This is a genomic window from Pseudomonas sp. PDM19, from assembly GCF_014852215.1.
Lineage (GTDB): Bacteria > Pseudomonadota > Gammaproteobacteria > Pseudomonadales > Pseudomonadaceae > Pseudomonas.
Map to the genome: position 1 here is coordinate 763,493 of NZ_JACVBG010000004.1, position 16,862 is coordinate 780,354.

Consider the following 16,862-nt stretch of genomic DNA (forward strand, 5'->3'; position numbering starts at 1 on the left):
CAGGATCGATTATCTGGCTGAGCGCTACATATTTTGTAATTTCAGGTTGAGTTAGACCAGCATGAAAAAGAGTGCAAGGAAAAAGCAAGTCAGGCCGTCGGAGCTAAATGGCCTCGCTGTATTACGGAACCGAGATGCCGTGGCCGACAGCGACCCGATAGTCAGCCTGAATATGCTGCTGCACGACGAACTTGCAGAGCGGAGGAAGGAAAATGCTCTGCTGGAAGCCCAGGTGCTCGAATCCGAGGAGAGTATCAAGGCTGAGCGCGAGAAGATGCGCCTGCAGAAAAAGCAGGTAGATGATGAAGTCATTCGACTGCGTCAGCAGATCGCTGCTCGCGAGCGAAAGTATTCAGCGTTGCGCAAGGAATTCCAGGAGTCCACCAGTTGGAGGCTCACCCGACCTGTTCGCAAATTTGGTGTGCTGACCCGGCGCGCCCGTTTGCTGAAGGCCACGATCACCTCTCTGTTTACCCGCGGTGGTGGGTTGAAGCAGAGCGTGCGCAAGGCTCTGGAAGTTTACCGGCGGGAAGGTTGGAGCGGCATCCGCTCGCGATTACGTCGCCACGCCTCCGATCAGTCGGTTCTTGCCACTCATAAACTCAGCGGTGTAGCGCTCAAGCCTGCCCAGCGGGCAGCCAACCTGCCTTTGGAACGGCGTGCTTTCCTTGCCCAGTCGATTTCGCCGGAAGTCCAGGTGGCCAGCGAGCTGTTCACGCAGGCCGACGCCCAGATGCGCATCGCGGTCGTCATTCACGTGTTCCATCTGGATGTTCTACCTGAGTTGCTTGGACGCCTGGATAACATCAAGGTCGAGCACGATGTGTTCATGACTGTGGCGCCTGACAAGCACGAGGCCCTCCGCGCGTGGATGGCTGAATCGTCTCTTGATCGGCGCAGCGTTGAGATCGTACAGGTCGATAATGGCGGCTACGACATACTGCCCTTCATCAAGATGCTGCCTCGCGTTATCGAAGGCAAGTATGACTTGGTGTGCAAGCTGCACACGAAGAAGGGACTGGCCAATCTCGAAAAACTGTATCCGGAAGCGGGCAATGCCTGGTTGGACTTGCTGCTCAATCCTCTCATGGGCAGTGAGGAAGCTGTTCGTCAGGTGTTACATGCCTTCGCCACCCAGCCGGACTTGGGGATGTTGGGATCGGCCGATTTCTACAAATCTGTACGCCATCTGATGTATGGCAACGAAGTGGAGGTTTCCCGCTTCGTTCAACTGCTGCAGCCGTCGGCAGATCCGGGACAGCGCTGGGGCTTTTTTGCTGGCAGCATATTCTGGTCCCGACCGGCGTTGCTCAAGGGGCTGGTTGACCTGATTCCGGCGCTCGAACAACAGGTCGTTGCAACCAAGGAGCAGACCGGGAGTATCAGTTCTGCCTGGCATGCTCTGGAGCGAGTGATGGGCCTGCTCCCTTCGCTGAATGGCCAGCACACTGCACTCGTTTACAGTGCGGACGATACGGGGGAGACGACCCGAGTCATGCTGGTGCACAAAAGCTCTCTCGAAAGCGGCAGCCCTTACTCTGTTGGTGCATCTCTAGCCGGCTATATCAACCTGAAGAAAAACGTCGAGTTTCTTCGGGAGCGCGCTGAGTTCAGCCAGCAGTTTTATCTGGATGCCTATCCGCACGTGCGTACGCTGGCTATGGATGCCGTTGTCCATTACCTGCGATATGGGGTGTATGAGCGTTGCAACCCTAACCCGAATTTTGATTCGGCATGGTACTGGGACGAAAATAAGGACACGTTGAATAACCGTTGCAACCCCTTGATTCACTATCTGCAACACGGTGTCAAGGAGGGGCGTAGCTGTTTCCCTGCCGCTGAAAACATCACGGCGCTCATGGCCCTGGTCAGCGCGACAGGTCATTTCGATGGTAAGGCCTATCTGCAGGCCAATCCTGATGTCGCGCGGGCCAAGATTGAGCCGCTGAGGCATTACAGCCAGTTCGGTTGGCGGGAACTGCGGCAGCCTGCACTCGGCAGCGGCTTCGATGCCATCTGGTACGCCTCCGAGTACCTTGAGCAGTGGCGCAGCCCGATCAACCCGTTGGTGCACTATGCAATATGCCAACAGCGCCAGAGTCTGCTGCGTCGCCCTGCGCGAAAGATGCTGGATATGTCGTCCGGGCATCGACTGCCGACAGAGCGCAAAGCCAGGCGTGTATGCCTGTTCGCGGGTTACGACCCCGATGGTTTGATTGACCAGTATGTTCTGGACTTCATCGAAGAGCTGCAGAAGTACGCCGACGTTTATTACCTTGCGGATGGCGATTTGCAGCCCGGCGAGTTGCAGAAGCTGGCGCCAATAACCAAAGGTGCCTGGGCTTTCCGTCATGGTGAATATGACTTCGGCTCATACTCTCGTTTGGCCCGGGACCTGGTCGGCTGGGAGGTGATTCGGACTTACGACGAAATGCTTCTGGTTAATGACAGTAGCTACCTACTCAGCAGCCTTAAGCCAGTCTTCGACAAGATGGATGCGAAGAGTTGCGACTGGTGGGGGCTTCAGGCAACCAAGGGGCTAACCGCTACCCGGGATGTAGCGAGCAACCGTTTTGATGAAAAGATTGCCATGGAGACCGTGCTTCGTCGCCTCGTGCCAAGTTACGAAAAGGACGAATGCTACGACTTCCATATCGGTTCGTACTTCCTCGCTTTCCGTGCGCCTGTACTGGAAGAGAATGGTGTTTTGCAGCAGTTGCTGGATAGCGTTCGAAAGGAGCGGAGTAAGAAGAACATTGTCCTGCGCTATGAAATTGGCATGACTCGAAGGTTGCTGTTGGCTGGTCACAAGCCCGCAACCTTTATCGACCATCTGTACCCGTTCCATCCGATCTATACGAAGTATCACTACGATCTGATTGCTGAAGGCTTCCCACTGTTCAAGCGGTTCTTCCTTACCGAGAATCACTACTATGTGCCAGAACTGTGGCGCTGGAAACAATGGGTCAATGAAGTTTTGCCCGGCGCCGACCTGCGTGCGGCAGAAAGAAACTTGTTGCGTATCGGGAATGCCGACAAACTCTACCGCAGCCTGAATATTCCGGCAGATGGCAGGCAGTGGCCCGAACCCTTGTTGAGCGACTCGCAGTTTGTCAAGGAAGATGCTGTAACGGTCAAGGATGATCGCTGCTGGGCATTCCCCGTGTGTGCCTATGATCACTTGCTGGGTGGTAACGATCGAATGGTGTTCGAGTCAGTGAAAAATGACCCGAATATACGCAAGGTAATTTTGACTCGCAGCAAGTGCGTACAGGCGGAAGGCGTTAATGTCGATATCGTTCCGCTTAAGAGTTTGGCCGGCCAGCGTCTACTGATGCAATCACGCTACATATTCGTGAAGCACGCGCCACGTATCAATACGATATTCCCGTTGGATGCCAAGCAGCATCGATTCATTAACCTCTGGCACGGCATTCCATTAAAACGTATCGGTTACGCATCGCTCGATCTGCAGGACAAACTGCAGTCCATTTCCGCGGAGCATGCTCGCTGTCATTCGGTCATCGCTTCTTCGAAAATCGATCGAATGGCCATGGCATCAGCGTTCTATCCACTGAACTTCCACAATATCTGGTTGACCGGTTTGCCGCGCAATGACGTCATTTTGCGTGAAGAAACATTGCTGCCTGTCGACTTTCAGGAGCAATTGGTGCGCCTTCGCCAGACGTTGGGTGGTCGCCGACTGGTACTGTTCGCACCCACTTTCCGCAATGCGCAGGCCGAAGGCTATTACGTGTTCAGCGAATCAGAGCGTCAGGCACTGGCCGAATGCCTGCGCAAGCACAATGCGGTATTGGGCGTTCGTGAGCATATGGCGGACAAGGCTAATAGCTATTCGCAGGCGTTGAGTGGCGTCGACATGCCTGTCATCAGTCTTGATCGGCGTTACTTTGCGGATATCGAACTTCTTTATCGAGAGTCAGATCTGCTGATCACCGACTACTCAAGTTGTTTTATTGACTTCATGCTGACGGGCAAGCCGGAGATTTGCTTTGCCTATGATTACGAGTCCTACGCAGGCTCAGAGCGGGGATTATTCTACGAATTGACGGATGTTTTCCCTGGTCCGGTTTGCCATGACTTCCGTGCATTGCTGCAGTCGCTGGATGAAATTTTGGCCGGGCAGCAACTTGAAAGCAAAATTTCGTACGAGTTTAAACGCAAGATTTTCTTTGACCATGTTGATGATGGCAATACTCAGCGTGTGCTCGAGCATGTTGCAAGAGAAATGGAGAGGGGGAGCGTATGAAAACTGTTATTACCTACGGAACTTTCGATGTCCTTCATGCTGGACATATTCGATTGCTGCAACGCGCTCGGGCGCTGGGCGACCGCCTGATCGTAGCGTTATCCAATGACGAGTTTAATGCAGGCAAGCACAAAAGCGCATTGCTGGATTATAGCAACCGTAAAGCTGTGCTGGAGTCGATTCGCTATGTTGATCTGGTCGTGGAAGAGGCGGACTGGGAGCAAAAAGTTCATGATGTCAGCAAATACTCGGTAGATGTTTTCGTCATTGGCGATGATTGGAAGGGACACTTTGATTTTCTAAAGCCTCATTGCGAGGTCGTTTATTTGGCGCGTACCAGCGGTATCTCCTCGACGGAAATTCGTGAGCATTTAAGTGAAGCCGTCGTGTAATTCACAGGCAAGATGACGTGAGCCCGGACAGCCTCTGTAGGTTGTCCGGGCGCGTGCCGGTTCGTTGAGCGGCCAAGTCGACCCCGACAGGCCATTCACGCCAGATTCCGGGCCCCGCCCATCGGTCCCTACGAAAAAAACGCCCGGCATCCTTGCCGGGCGTTTTCGTTTCGCACTGCCGACTACTGCTGACGCAGCTTCCACGCATCCCCGTGGGGAGCGGTGCCCTTGTCGTACGGGCGGAACAGGGTCATGTAGGCCAGGCCCAACAGGATCACGATGCCACCTACCAGGATGATCCCGTAGTTCAGGTACCAGGGCGCGTCCGGCGTGCGCGGCCAGGACATGTTGATGATCGCCAGTACGCCGTAGGTCAGTGCCAGGATGTTCACGATCCAGCCCCAGTTGCCCAGGGTGAAGGCGCCGCTCGGTTTCCAGCCGCGCAGACGGGCGAACAGGGCGCCGCCGACGATCATCTGGAACGACAGGTAGATACCGATGGCGGCGAAGCTCACCACCATGGCGATGGCGTTCTGCAGGTAGAAGCCGGCGCAGACGATCACGGACGGGATCACCCCGCAGGCGATCAGCGCGGCCACCGGCACGTGGGTGTTGGGCGACAGGCGCTTGAGCAGGCCGCTGCCCATCACCATCTCGTCGCGGGCGTAGGAGTACAGCAGGCGGCTGGCGGCGGCCTGCAGGCTGAGCACGCAGGAGACAAACGAGACGATGATCACCGCCATCACCAGGCGCGCGCCGGTCACGCCGAAGGCGTTGTCGAGGATGGTGGTCATCGGGTCCTTGTCGGCGCCGGAGATCACCGCGGCCATGTCCGGTACCGCGAGGATCAGCGCCAGGGCAGCGAAGATGGCCGCGCCGCCGCCGATCCAGATGGTCATGCGCATGGCCTTAGGAATGCGGCGGCTGGGGTTCGGGGTTTCCTCGGCGACGTCGCCGCAGGCCTCGAAGCCGTAGTAGAGGAACATGCCGGCCAGCGAGGCGGTGAGGAACGCCGGCCAGTAGCTGCCGTCGATGCGGATGTCGAAGGTATTGAACAGCACCGAGAACGGCTGGTGGCGTTCGAAGATCAGCAGGTAGGTGCCGATTACCAGCGCGCCGAGCAGCTCGCAGATGAAACCGAACATCGCCACGCGCGCCAGCAACTTGGTGCCGGACAGGTTGAGCAGGGTGGCGATCACCGTCAGCGCGAGGGCGACGAAGGTGTTGGTCACCGGTGTCGACTCGAAGCCGAGCAGGGTGGCGATGTACGGGCCGGCGCCCAGGGCGACGGCGGCGATGGTCACGCACAGCGACACCGAGTAGATCCAGCCGACCATCCAGGCCCAGCGCTTGCCGACCAGGCGCCGGGCCCAGGGATAGACGCCGCCGGAAATGGGGAACTGCGAGACGACCTCGCAGAAGATCAGGCACACCAGCATCTGCCCGATGCCCACCAGCAGGTAGGACCAGAACATCGGCGGGCCGCCGGCGGCCAGGCACAGGCCGAACAGGGTGTACACGCCGACCACCGGCGAGAGGTAGGTGAAGCCCAGGGCGAAGTTCTGCCAGAGGGTCATGCTGCGTTCGAAATTGGAGGTGTAGCCCAGCGCGCGGAGTTGCTCCGCGTCGCGGTCCAGGGCGGCGCCTGGCTGGATCGAGCTGTTCATCGTGGGTGTCCTGTCTGAGGTTTTCGCGTCGGCAGCCAATCGGGTGCAACGGAAAGCGTTGTTGTTATTGTTCGGCGCGCGGCTTGAGCCACGCGCCGTCTTGCTCCAAACCTCTCGTTTTCCGGATCGCGTTACAGCTTGATCCAGGTCGCCTTCAGCTCGGTGTACTTGTCGAAGGCGTGCAGCGACTTGTCACGGCCGTTGCCCGACTGCTTGAAGCCGCCGAAGGGCGCGGTCATGTCGCCGCCGTCGTACATGTTCACCCACACGCTGCCGGCGCGCAGGGCGCGGGCAGTGAGGTGGGCCTTGGAGATGTCGCGGGTCCAGACCGCCGCCGCCAGCCCGTAGGGGGTGTCGTTGGCGATGCGGATGGCTTCCTCGGCGTCTTCGAACTCGATGACCGAGAGCACCGGGCCGAAGATTTCCTCGCGGGCGATCTTCATCGCGTTGCTCACGCCGTCGAACAGGGTCGGCTCGACATAGGTGCCGCCGGTTTCCTCCAGTACGCGCTTGCCGCCGGCGAGGATCTTCGCGCCTTCGTCCTGGCCGGCCTGGATATAGCCCAGTACCTGCTCCAGCTGGCGGCCGTCGACCAGTGCGCCGACGTTGGTTTCCGGGTCCAGCGGGTGGCCGGCTTTCCAGCCCTTGAGGGCCTCGACCACCAGCGGCAGGAACTTCGCCTTGATCGATTTCTGCACCAGCAGGCGCGAGCCGGCGGTGCACACTTCGCCCTGGTTGAAGGCGATGGCGGCGGCGGCGGACTCAGCGGCGGCCTGCAGGTCCGGTGCGTCCTCGAAGACGATGTTCGGGCTCTTGCCGCCGGCCTCCAGCCAGACACGCTTCATGTTCGATTCGCCGGCGTAGACCATCAGTTGCTTGGCAATTTTTGTAGAGCCTGTGAACACCGCGGTGTCCACGTCCATGTGCAGCGCCAGGGCCTTGCCGACGGTGTGGCCGTAGCCCGGCAGCACGTTCAGCACGCCGGCGGGAATGCCCGCTTCGATGGCCAGCTGGGCGATGCGGATGGCGGTCAGCGGCGAGCGCTCGGAGGGCTTGAGTATCACCGAGTTGCCGGTGGCCAGTGCGGGGCCGAGTTTCCAGGCGGCCATCATCAGCGGGAAGTTCCACGGCACGATGGCGGCGACCACGCCCACCGGCTCGCGGGTGACCAGGCCGAGCTGATCGTGGGAGGTGGCGGCCACTTCGTCGTAGACCTTGTCGATGGCCTCGCCGCTCCAGCGCAGGGAGTCGGCGGCGTCCGGCAGGTCGACGTTCAGCGAATCGCCGATGGGCTTGCCCATGTCCAGGGTTTCCAGCAGCGCCAGCTCCTCGGCGTGCTCTTCCAGCAGGGCGGCGAAGCGGATCATCACAGCCTTGCGGGTGGCCGGCGCTTCACGCGACCAGACGCCGGAGTCGAAGGTGTTGCGGGCGCTCTGCACGGCGCGCTCGGCATCGGCGGCGTCGCAGCTGGCGACCTTGGCCAGCAGGCGGCCGTCCACCGGGCTGATGCAATCGAAGGTTTCGCCGGAGGCGGCGGCAAGGTACTCGCCCTGGATGAAGGCGCGGCCCTCGATCTTCAGGGCCTTGGCGCGGGCTTCCCATTCGGCGCGGGTTGGCTGGCTCATGCGTATCGCTCCTCGTTCTTGCTGTTGTTGGCGGAGACGGCCTGCGGACCGTCGCTGGCAAATACATTTGAAACCATATCTTATGTTTTGTCGGTTGCCAATACAGGTCGAAAAATGAGCACTTGAAAGGGGTTTTTGTGGCAAAAGACCTTGCTGAAAGTCCGGAAAGCGATTTAAAAATATGGAGACATAGTTTTGCGCGGAGCCGCAGCCGGGCTTACCGGTAGACTTCTCCCTCGACGCCAGAACAGAACGCCAGAACAGGAATATTCCGCGCCCATCGCGCTGCTGCCTATGAACGAATTCAGGAAAGTCCGCCCCGCCAGTTTCATGCGCCTGCGCCAGGAAGGGCGCACCGAGGAGGTTGCGCGCCGGCTGATGGAAATGGTCGACCTCGGCCTCTACGCCGAAGGCGAGCAGCTGCCCAGCGAAAGCGAGCTGGCGATGCAGTTCGGCGTTGCCACCGTGACCCTGCGCGATGCGCTGGCGGAGCTGCGCGAACGCGGCGTGATCGAGACCCGGCGCGGGCGCAACGGTGGCAGTTTCGTCTGCTCGCCGCAGCACGCCTCCGAGGACGCTCTGCTGGGGCAACTGCGCCAGATGAGTGCACTGGAACTGCGCGATCTGGGCGACGAACACGTCGCCATCGCCGGCGCGGCCGCGCGCCTCGCCGCGCAGCGCTCCACGTCCGATGAGCAGGCGCGCATCGCCCAGTACCTCGATGCGCTGGCGAGCGCCACCACCCGGCAGGAACAGCGCCGCGCCGATGCGCGCTTCCATATCGAGATCGCCGTCGCCGCCCAGTCCGTGCGCCTGACCCACGCGGAGACGCGCCTGCAGGCGGAGATCGGCGAATGGCTGTGGCTGCCGGTAGACGGCTTCCCGGGCGCCGCAGCCATCGAGCAGGAGCACCGCGCGATCCTTGAAGCGATCAGTGCCGGTGATTCGAACCTGGCCGGTGCGCTGGCCGAGGCCCACGTCACCCGTGGCATCAAGCGCCTGATCAACCTGCGCCTGAGCCTGCTGGCCGAAGACGGCTGACTGGCACAGCGCTTGCTGCTTTCCCGACGCGTCCGGAAGGGCGCAGGCAACGACTCACCGCAGACCTCTCTGGCCTGCGCGATAACAAGAACAGCGAGGCCCCGGTCATGTCCAGCGAACAACCCTCGGATGAACTCCAGCGCTGCGCCCAGCGCATCGACGCTTCCATCCGTAACGTTTTCCAGCGTCTCGACGAGCTGGCCGGCGAGGTCGTGGCAATCTGGCGCACGCTGGCGGAGGAGGGCAAGCGCCCGTCCTCGAAGGACCTCGGTGCGCTGCGCCCGCGCATCCAGCATGACCTCACCGATGACGGCACGCGCCTGCACGGCACCGGCGTGGTGATCGAGCCGGGCGAGCTGGCCGACCAGGAGATGTACCTGGAGTGGTGGTATCACGGCCGCGGCGACAAGGTCGTGCCCATGAGCCTGAACTTCAACCGGCGCAGCGAGAGCTTCTACAACTACCTCAACATGCCGTGGTTCTCCCGCCCGCGCGCCAGCGGCCAGCCCTCGGTGGTCGGGCCCTTCGTCGACCTTTACGGCACCGACCTGTACATCCTTGCCTTCTCCGTGCCGATCCAGGTGGACGGGCGCTTCATCGGCGTCGCCGCCGCCGACATCGCCCTGCACGAGTTCGAGGGCGTGCTGCTGGGCAGCCTGATGCAGATGGGCCACGAAGCCCTGGTGGTGAATGGCGAGGGGCGAGTTGTCGCAGCCAATACCGCCAACTGGTTCACCGGCGACCTCGCCCGGCGTACGCTGGGACGTGATGCGCAGGGGCGCGAGCAGGAGCTGGCGGCGTCCTTCTCGCACTGGGCGGTCATCGAGCGACCGCTGAACCGCCGTCTCGCCGGCGCCGCCTGAGGCTGCCAAACGCTGCGTAAACGGCTAGGCTAGGGCGGTTCCCTCATCGACGGATACCGCCATGAGCCAGTCGCTCGACACCCTCTCCGACTTCGAACCCCTGAGTGCAACGGATGCCCGCGTTCTCGGGTGCCTGATCGAAAAGCAGCTCACCACCCCCGAAGCCTACCCGCTGACCCTCAATGCGCTGGTCACTGCGTGCAACCAGAAGACCAGCCGCGACCCGGTGATGAACCTCACTCCTGGCCAGGTCGGCCAGTCCCTGCGGCACCTGGAAGGGCGCGAAATGACCCGCCTGGTCATGGGCAGCCGTGCCGACCGCTGGGAGCAGCGGCTGGACAAGGCGCTGGAACTGGTCAAGCCGCAGGTCATCCTGCTCGGCCTGCTGTTCCTGCGCGGCCCGCAGACGCTCAACGAACTGCTCACCCGCAGCCAGCGGATGCACGACTTCGACGATACCGAGGAAGTCCGCCATCAGCTCGAGCGCCTCGCTGGCCGTGGCATGGCCCTTCAGCTGGAGCGCCTGAGCGGCCAGCGTGAAGACCGCTACATGCACCTGCTGGGCACCGAGGAAGACCGCGAGGCCGCCATCGCCGCCAGCGGCAGCCGCACCTCCAGCGAGCGCAGCGACGGCGGTGGTCATGACGAGGGCCGTCTGGTCGAACTGGAAGGCCGTATTGCGGCCCTCGAAGAGCGCCTCGCGCTACTGGAAATGGGCATCTCCCGAGACTGAGGCGGAAGATTCCTACGACAGGCCGACCAAGGTCGGCCTGCTCGCTTGCTAATACAGCGTTAACATTTGTCCCCGATAGTCATGCTTGCCCCCGCTCTACCCCGGAGTACCCCATGAGTCGCAAACCCTCCCAGGCCCAGTTGAGCGCCGTGCTCAGCCAGCTCACGGAAACCGACTTCAAATCCATCGGCGATCTTGCCGGCCCCCGCGAAGCCAATCTCTTCGCCATCCGCGAACTGTTCCGCCAAGGGCTGATCAAGGGCGTACTGATCGACGATCCCTTTGGCGTTGCAGACGAGGACGGCCCGCTGCTGTGCAACGCCGAACGCCTGCGCCTGCGCAAACCTTGTGTGGAAAGGGTGGTGAATGAGCAGGCCGAACCTCTAATGCCGCGGCTGGGATTCCTGACGCTCTAGGCAAATCGCGGGCAAGAAAAAGGCGCTGGGCTTGAGGCTCCGCGCCTTTTTCTTTGAGGATACAGCGGGGGCGCGGCAACCTGTCATGCCCAAGCTTCTGACTCAAGATACTCCGGCTGCGAAGCGTAAATGGAGGCGGCACCTTGGGCAGGATTAGAGGCGCCTTAAGGGAACCAAAATGTAGGGCTGATATCATTTGGCTATTAATTAGCCGCCAGGTATCGCTATGAACGCCGCAGCGAAGGTATTCGCGCTGACACTCTGCACTGTCCCCTTGATGATTGGGGCGCTCACTGAAAGCTTGCAAGTGGCGGGGGTTTTGCTCAGCAGCTTGATGATCGTCGGCTTGAACCGCATCCCTCGCTCATCGGCCGACGTGTGAGCGCAAGCGGGTGGGGTCGACGACGAGCAAGTAGGGTTGTTGGCGGTAGTCCAGCCTAGGCGTTGGCTCGGGCATGCGCGGCCCGGCAGTTTTTTCTTCGCGCCCCGGTCAATGTGGCAAATACAGGAGCGACAGCGATCGCGAAGTCCTCGCTGCTCGACATCTTTCGCGCCATAACGAAAAAGCCCCTGAAATTCTTTGAGAAAATCAGGGGCTTATCTTCTGCGTTTGGTGGAGCCGGGGGGATTTGAACCCATTAAAAGTATTGGTCACGGCTTGTGAGCGTTTGTGAGCCCCAGTGATTTCGGGCCTTCCGGCGGTGTGGGAGTGGTTAGCGCTAGTGAGTGTCTGTGAGAGATTTCGACACTTTTTCGACACTGCCTATGGGGCGCAGATGGCTTTGGCGACGCAGAATTTGCTGCTCTTGGCGCTGGCTTTCACTCATCTGTCGCGGAAGTTGATTTGGGCTTCTCGTCGGCAGTTTCGATAGCTCACTCACTCGATCACAATGGAACGTCCGCTTCTGGCCGATTGCTGCCCCAGGTGAGAGGCAGCTGCCGACCTATAGCGGACACCAGCACGTTCAAATAAAACGAGTAGATTAAAGGATGTCCGCCTACGGCGTCCGTTCTCGCTCCGCCCATCACGGGAGCTGTGCCCCTGATCAGTGGCTCCCTCGCGTGCATTGAGCCCTAGTTGACCTAGGTAAACCTAGGAAATAGTGCTGGCACAAATTTGCGTTTTGAGGGACGGGAGCAGATGGGCTATTCGACCAATCTGGCGTCCCCGTCACCTTCAAGGTAGTCCCGAAGCGCATCCTGGCTGTCGAGCTTAATTTGAAGGTACGTGATTTCGCACCCGTCGGTTGGATTGTTTTCGTTATCTGTTGGGCTTGAAAGAGTTACCAGGCGTCGAGTTCCGCGATAAATCATTCGAGCTGGGTCGCCTTCCAGCTCTAGAGTCCCATTGGAGTCGCCTTCTCCCTCGCGGCCGATTTCGTCTGCTTTGTCATAGGCCTCCTCAACTGTCGAAGCTTGAACAAGGACAATGTTCTCCCAAGCAACGACGTCTTTGCGTCCATTCACGGCTATCTGCATAACGATATGTGCGGCATACCAGGTCATCATTTGCACCTATATTTTTCTTTACGTTTGGCCTTGTTGCGGCAGTCGAGGTACTTTTCTGCCTTCTCAATGTCTCTGATCTGCTTCCGATCTCGATTCGCCCTCGCTTCCTCTAACCACTCCTTCAGCACATCGCAAGGATCAACCTTTCGGGCTTGAGCTTCAATCTTGGCGTTCTCCGTAGCCCAATTTATCCCTGACTCCTTACCGCCTTTCGCCATCTCAGCCGGAGGGTTAACACTCGCTCCAATGGCGACTCCCACCGCGTTCACCGGGCCGGAAGCACCCACCGAGCCTTCTGGAATGATTCCAGCTGTCGCACACGCCGCAGCGTTCGCGGGGTTTGCACAGGCGATAAGAGAGCTGAGGCCTCGTAGGTCAAAACGGTTGATTGGATTTCCTTCCACATACCCGTAGGTATTTGGGCCGCCATCAAGGCCAATGGGATCGCTCTGCACATACCGGCCGGTTTCCGGATCGTAGTCTCGGAAGTAGTTGTAGTGCAGTCCGCTCTCGGTGTCGTAGTACTGACCGGCAAAGCGGAGATTTAACACCGTTTGCTGCCCACTCCCCAGCGGATCCTGATTCGGTGCGCCGTTGCCGAAGACATCCGACTGCCACTGCCAAACGAGATCCCGAGTCTCTGAGGTTGCCAGTCGCGGGGTATCTAGATGGTCGCTGTGCAGATAAATCACGCGTGCTGCGGCGCTACCCTGTTTTTCAACCTTGGCCAGCGGCATAGTGTCCAGCCATAGATAGCCCTGGCTACGCTGTTGGGCTCCGGTGCTGCTGTGGTCGTTTTCAGCTAGTAGTTGACCGTCCGGTCCGTACAGGTAGGTGGTGAAGCCCTGCCCGGTGAGCTTGGCCACACGCTGGCCGAGGCTGTTGTAACGATACTCCGCCACCTGCTGTCCGTTGATCTTCACGGTAGCCAGACGGTTCTGTGCGTCGTAACCCAGTAGCCGGCTAGAGCGGTCCTGGGTCAGGTTGCCGGCGGCATCGGTGCTGATGGGCTGACCATCGATGGCGGTCAAGCGGTTGCTGTCGCTGGCGTACTGATAGGCCGTGGTCGCTGTTGCGCCGTTCTCGGTGACTTGGCGCTGTGTGCGGTTCCCTACGCCATCGTAGCTGTAGCTGCCTTGCTTGCTGGCAGCGTTCTCACTGGTCAGGCGATCTAGCGCGTCGTAGCCGTAGCTCAGCGTGCCCCAGATGTTGGTGGCCATTTCAGTGATGTTGCCGTTGGCATCACGCTGGTAGTCGTTACGCCAAATGCCGACGTCCTGGCGGGCGAGTTGGTAGTCCTGGTCGTACTGGCGGTTGAGCTGGATGCCATTGGCCCAGGTCAGTTGCTGTAGCGGGCCGAAGGGCAGGTAGCTGATGCCGCTGGCCACATTGGTGGTGCTGCCGCCATCGAGGGTAAGGGTCACGCTGGCGACCTGTCCGCCCGCGTTGCGTGGATAACCCACTTGCACAGCGCCTGGATACCCGATGCCCACCAGTTGGTCAGCGGCGTCGTACTGGAAGGTCACGGTGTCTGCCAGCGTCTGACCGTTGATGCTCAGGCTACGTGCCTGCTCAATCAGGTTGCCGCGAGCGTCATAGCGGTAGGCGAGGGTGCCGCTACCGTCCTGGATCGCGGTCAAGCGGCCGATACCAACGTTGCCACCCGCTGTGGCGTCGTAGCTGTAGGTGGCATCCAGTGCCGGTGTGGCCGGATAGTGACGGGCTGTCAGTCGGTTCAGCGCGTCGTAGCTGAAGGTCACGACTACACCACGAGCATCTGTCTGTTTGGTGATGTTGCCGGCGGCATCGTACTCGAAGGTGCTGGTACCGCTGTCCGGGCTGATCAGCTTGGTCAGGTTACCCAGGCCGTCATATTCGTAGCGCGTGGTGACGCCGCGCGGATCCTGCACCTTGGTCAGGTTGTCCTGAGCGTCATAGCCCAGTTGGGTGACGCCATTCAGGGCATCGGTCTGGCTAACCAGTCGATCCAGGGCGTCGAAGCTGCTGGAGTTGCTGAACTGGCGTGGGTTGGTATGGCCAGTGGGGTTGTCGTTCAGGTCGTACTGGTAGCGATCGGTTTGCGCGCCGGCGCCGACCGAACGCAGCAGGCGGCCCAGTTCGTCGTAGACCCAGCTCTGTTGCTGCTTCAGTGTGCCGGTGGCGTCTTTCAGGCGCTGCGCAGTGCGCTTGCCGGCCACGTCGACGTCGTATTCCACTCGCTCGCCAAGGTTGTTGGTGATCGCGGTCAGTCGACGCGCCGGGTCGTAGGTGTACTGCAGCCAACTACCGTCAGCACGGGTGATCTTGGTCAGTTGCCCGACGGCATCGTGCTCGAAGCTGGTGGTGCTGCCGGCGGTGGTGATACTCGCAAGTTTGGGATCGACGCCGTTGTAGGTCAGGGTGCTGACCACACCGTTGGCATCGGTGATGGTGCCGGGGTTGCCACGATCATCGTAATTGCCCAGCAGGGTTTCCTGACCCAGAGCATTGGTGACCTTGGTGAGGTTGCCCTTGGCGTCGTAGGTGTAATGGGTGACGTCCTGCACGTCGGTGCGTGGGCCGTCGGCTGTTTCGATCAGTCCTTGGGCGGTGTAGGTGTAGTTCCAGCTACGCTCTGCCGCTGTCGCGGACATAGCGAGGCCGCAGGCAAGGGCGAGCGCGCCCAGCCTGTACATGGGATGTACCTGCATGATGACTTCCTTGATATTTAGCGGGGGGTGACGATCTGACCGGTCTGGCGGCCTTGGGCGTCGTACTGGTAGGTGGTGATGCGGTCCGGTTCGGTGACTTTGGTTTTCAGGAACAGCGTTGGGTGCCACTCGGTGGTGATGGTGCGTGCCTGCGGGGTGCCGGAGGCTTCGGTGCGGCTGGTTTCGAGGCCGCGGTCGTTGTAGTCGTAGGTGGTGAGGTTGCCTTTGGCATCCTTATCAGTTTGGAGTAGGCCACTGGAATTGTATGTAAAGCTGGTTTTGCTGTATGGACAATTGGGCGTCGGCTCGCCTTCAATTGAAGATACCTTTTGAATTCCCTTGATCAATTGGAATCGGTAAGTGCTACCTTTGCCATATTCGTTGATGACAGTAGTGGAGCCGTCAGCGTTGTAGGTATAGCTAATTTTTTTCGATCCACTGGCTCCTTCGCTTGAAGTCGCGCGGCCTTGGTCATCATAGGTCCAGCTATCTATTCGATTACCACTCTGATCCAGAACGCCCGTCAATAGTCTCTCGTTATTAGAGTTCTCATAAAGCATCTGTTGCTGCTGAGAAATTTCGCCAGAGGTGCTTTTAATCGCCAATAGGCGGTTGATGCTGTCGTAATTGTAAGTTACAGAAAGGCCCGGTGCTCTCAGTGTCAATGGTTGATGCTTGCTGTCCTCAGTGAAAATTAGACTATTGCCAGATTCGTCTGTTGCTGTGAATTGGCCATTGCTGTAGGTGATATGAACTACCTTGCCTAGACTGTTCTTTTGCTCTAGGAGGTTTCCATTTTCATTAAATGTAAAATATTCGTTATTGGGGGTTGAGAATTCCCATCCGACGGAAGTTTTTATTAGACTCCCTCGCGAGCTAGAAATAGGAGTTATAACGTTGTTGAAAAGAGTGAAGTACGCTTCACTTCCATCTGCGAGAATGACAGTAATTAATTGCCCATTAAGAATGCGTAGATGCGACGAGTAAGTGTGCCGCCAGTAGCCGTCCACGCTATTGTAGCTATGTGTGAAGTCAATGCTGGAGTTTTTTTGAGCATACTCCGCAACCTCATAAAATCTATTGCCAATTGATGGCGTAACTTGACTGCTGGAGCAGGTTTTTAGTACAGGCTTGCCTTTTTGTTCGCCAAAGCTACAAGTGCCTGTTGTAGGGTCGTAAGTTTTCCCCGTTGCACATTCGTTACCATAGCGGTTGATCTTAAGAGCGTTAAGTAGATATTTGATAACCACCTGGCCCGACTGATTAACAACGGTGGAAGTACATTGAGCTTGTACTGGGTAATAGACGTATCCGTAGACGCCTCCGCTTAGCCACGTGTAGCCGTTTGCGCTGGAGTAGTATTTGGTGGCTGCCAAACAGGCAGATTCCATGTCGGGAAATTTAGTGCTTTGATCAAATGGGTATTGCCAGTAATAATCATCAGCAACGGCAGGCGCGGAAATTATAGATAAGGATACGTAGAGCATAATTTCTTTGAGCGTTGTTTTTTTACTTGAACTCGCGCGGGCTGCGTGGTTGTGATTGGTTTTTCTGGTTCTAGTCATGTCGTTTCCCGTGTAATTAGCAAGTTTTAATTCCATTTATTCAATTCCTGGGCTGAAGGCCCCAAGATTTAATAGAAAATTGATCGCAATG

The 16,862-nt window shown here is 58.9% G+C and carries 11 protein-coding genes; 6 read left to right on the top strand and 5 right to left on the bottom strand.

Annotated features, from left to right (window positions below):
- Positions 1–139 precede the first annotated feature (139 nt).
- The gene (locus tag IB273_RS25805) at positions 140–4,270 is read left to right on the top strand and encodes a CDP-glycerol glycerophosphotransferase family protein (protein ID WP_192225346.1); all 4,131 of its coding nucleotides are present in this window, start codon (positions 140–142) and stop codon (positions 4,268–4,270) included.
- Complete coding sequence (gene tagD, locus IB273_RS25810; protein ID WP_151188382.1) at positions 4,267–4,662, top strand: glycerol-3-phosphate cytidylyltransferase; 396 nt, start codon at positions 4,267–4,269, stop codon at positions 4,660–4,662. The genes IB273_RS25805 and tagD overlap by 4 nt, the downstream gene beginning before the upstream one ends.
- Before the next feature lie 182 nt (positions 4,663–4,844).
- Here the strand turns inward: tagD and IB273_RS25815 are convergent, their stop codons facing one another.
- Both IB273_RS25815 and IB273_RS25820 read right to left on the bottom strand, forming a co-directional pair.
- Positions 4,845–6,329, bottom strand: coding sequence for an APC family permease (locus IB273_RS25815; RefSeq protein ID WP_192225347.1), 1,485 nt, complete (start codon positions 6,327–6,329; stop codon positions 4,845–4,847).
- 131 nt (positions 6,330–6,460) lie between these two features.
- Complete coding sequence (locus tag IB273_RS25820) at positions 6,461–7,954, bottom strand: aldehyde dehydrogenase (protein ID WP_192225348.1); 1,494 nt, start codon at positions 7,952–7,954, stop codon at positions 6,461–6,463.
- A 294-nt stretch (positions 7,955–8,248) separates the two neighbouring features.
- On the opposite strand from IB273_RS25820, the gene IB273_RS25825 reads away from it, so the two are divergent.
- From IB273_RS25825 to IB273_RS25840, 4 genes are all read left to right on the top strand, one after another.
- Positions 8,249–8,995, top strand: a complete 747-nt coding sequence (locus IB273_RS25825) for a FadR/GntR family transcriptional regulator (protein ID WP_225610275.1) — start codon at positions 8,249–8,251, stop codon at positions 8,993–8,995.
- 107 nt (positions 8,996–9,102) lie between these two features.
- The gene (locus IB273_RS25830; protein WP_151188380.1) at positions 9,103–9,858 is read left to right on the top strand and encodes a cache domain-containing protein; all 756 of its coding nucleotides are present in this window, start codon (positions 9,103–9,105) and stop codon (positions 9,856–9,858) included.
- Positions 9,859–9,919: 61 nt separating this feature from the next.
- Positions 9,920–10,591, top strand: coding sequence for a YceH family protein (locus IB273_RS25835; RefSeq protein WP_151188379.1), 672 nt, complete (start codon positions 9,920–9,922; stop codon positions 10,589–10,591).
- A 113-nt stretch (positions 10,592–10,704) separates the two neighbouring features.
- Positions 10,705–11,007 (top strand): hypothetical protein, encoded by a 303-nt coding sequence (locus IB273_RS25840; RefSeq protein ID WP_151188378.1) that lies wholly within the window; start codon positions 10,705–10,707, stop codon positions 11,005–11,007.
- A gap of 1,146 nt (positions 11,008–12,153) precedes the next feature.
- Here the strand turns inward: IB273_RS25840 and IB273_RS25845 are convergent.
- Genes IB273_RS25845 through IB273_RS25855 form a run of 3 tightly spaced genes read right to left on the bottom strand, consistent with a single transcriptional unit; the run spans position 12,154 to position 16,807 of the window.
- Positions 12,154–12,513: a DUF4288 domain-containing protein gene (locus tag IB273_RS25845; RefSeq protein ID WP_192225349.1), complete on the bottom strand. Its 360-nt coding sequence runs from the start codon at positions 12,511–12,513 to the stop codon at positions 12,154–12,156.
- On the bottom strand, positions 12,513–15,206 hold the full coding sequence (locus IB273_RS25850) for an RHS repeat protein (RefSeq protein ID WP_192225350.1): 2,694 nt from the start codon (positions 15,204–15,206) through the stop codon (positions 12,513–12,515). The genes IB273_RS25845 and IB273_RS25850 overlap by 1 nt, the downstream gene beginning before the upstream one ends.
- Before the next feature lie 17 nt (positions 15,207–15,223).
- Complete coding sequence (locus IB273_RS25855; RefSeq protein ID WP_192225351.1) at positions 15,224–16,807, bottom strand: RHS repeat protein; 1,584 nt, start codon at positions 16,805–16,807, stop codon at positions 15,224–15,226.
- Between the last annotated feature and the right edge of the window lie 55 nt (positions 16,808–16,862).

Bases quoted from the DNA above. Each gene is read 5' to 3' on its own strand.
- IB273_RS25825 (WP_225610275.1), top strand. From the start codon at position 8,249: ATGAACGAATTCAGGAAAGTCCGCCCCGCCAGTTTCATGCGCCTGCGC.
- IB273_RS25830 (WP_151188380.1), top strand. From the start codon at position 9,103: ATGTCCAGCGAACAACCCTCGGATGAACTCCAGCGCTGCGCCCAGCGC.
- tagD (WP_151188382.1), top strand. From the start codon at position 4,267: ATGAAAACTGTTATTACCTACGGAACTTTCGATGTCCTTCATGCTGGA.
- IB273_RS25815 (WP_192225347.1), bottom strand. From the start codon at position 6,329: ATGAACAGCTCGATCCAGCCAGGCGCCGCCCTGGACCGCGACGCGGAG.
- IB273_RS25840 (WP_151188378.1), top strand. From the start codon at position 10,705: ATGAGTCGCAAACCCTCCCAGGCCCAGTTGAGCGCCGTGCTCAGCCAG.
- IB273_RS25850 (WP_192225350.1), bottom strand. From the start codon at position 15,206: ATGCAGGTACATCCCATGTACAGGCTGGGCGCGCTCGCCCTTGCCTGC.
- IB273_RS25855 (WP_192225351.1), bottom strand. From the start codon at position 16,807: ATGGAATTAAAACTTGCTAATTACACGGGAAACGACATGACTAGAACC.
- IB273_RS25835 (WP_151188379.1), top strand. From the start codon at position 9,920: ATGAGCCAGTCGCTCGACACCCTCTCCGACTTCGAACCCCTGAGTGCA.
- IB273_RS25820 (WP_192225348.1), bottom strand. From the start codon at position 7,954: ATGAGCCAGCCAACCCGCGCCGAATGGGAAGCCCGCGCCAAGGCCCTG.
- IB273_RS25845 (WP_192225349.1), bottom strand. From the start codon at position 12,513: ATGACCTGGTATGCCGCACATATCGTTATGCAGATAGCCGTGAATGGA.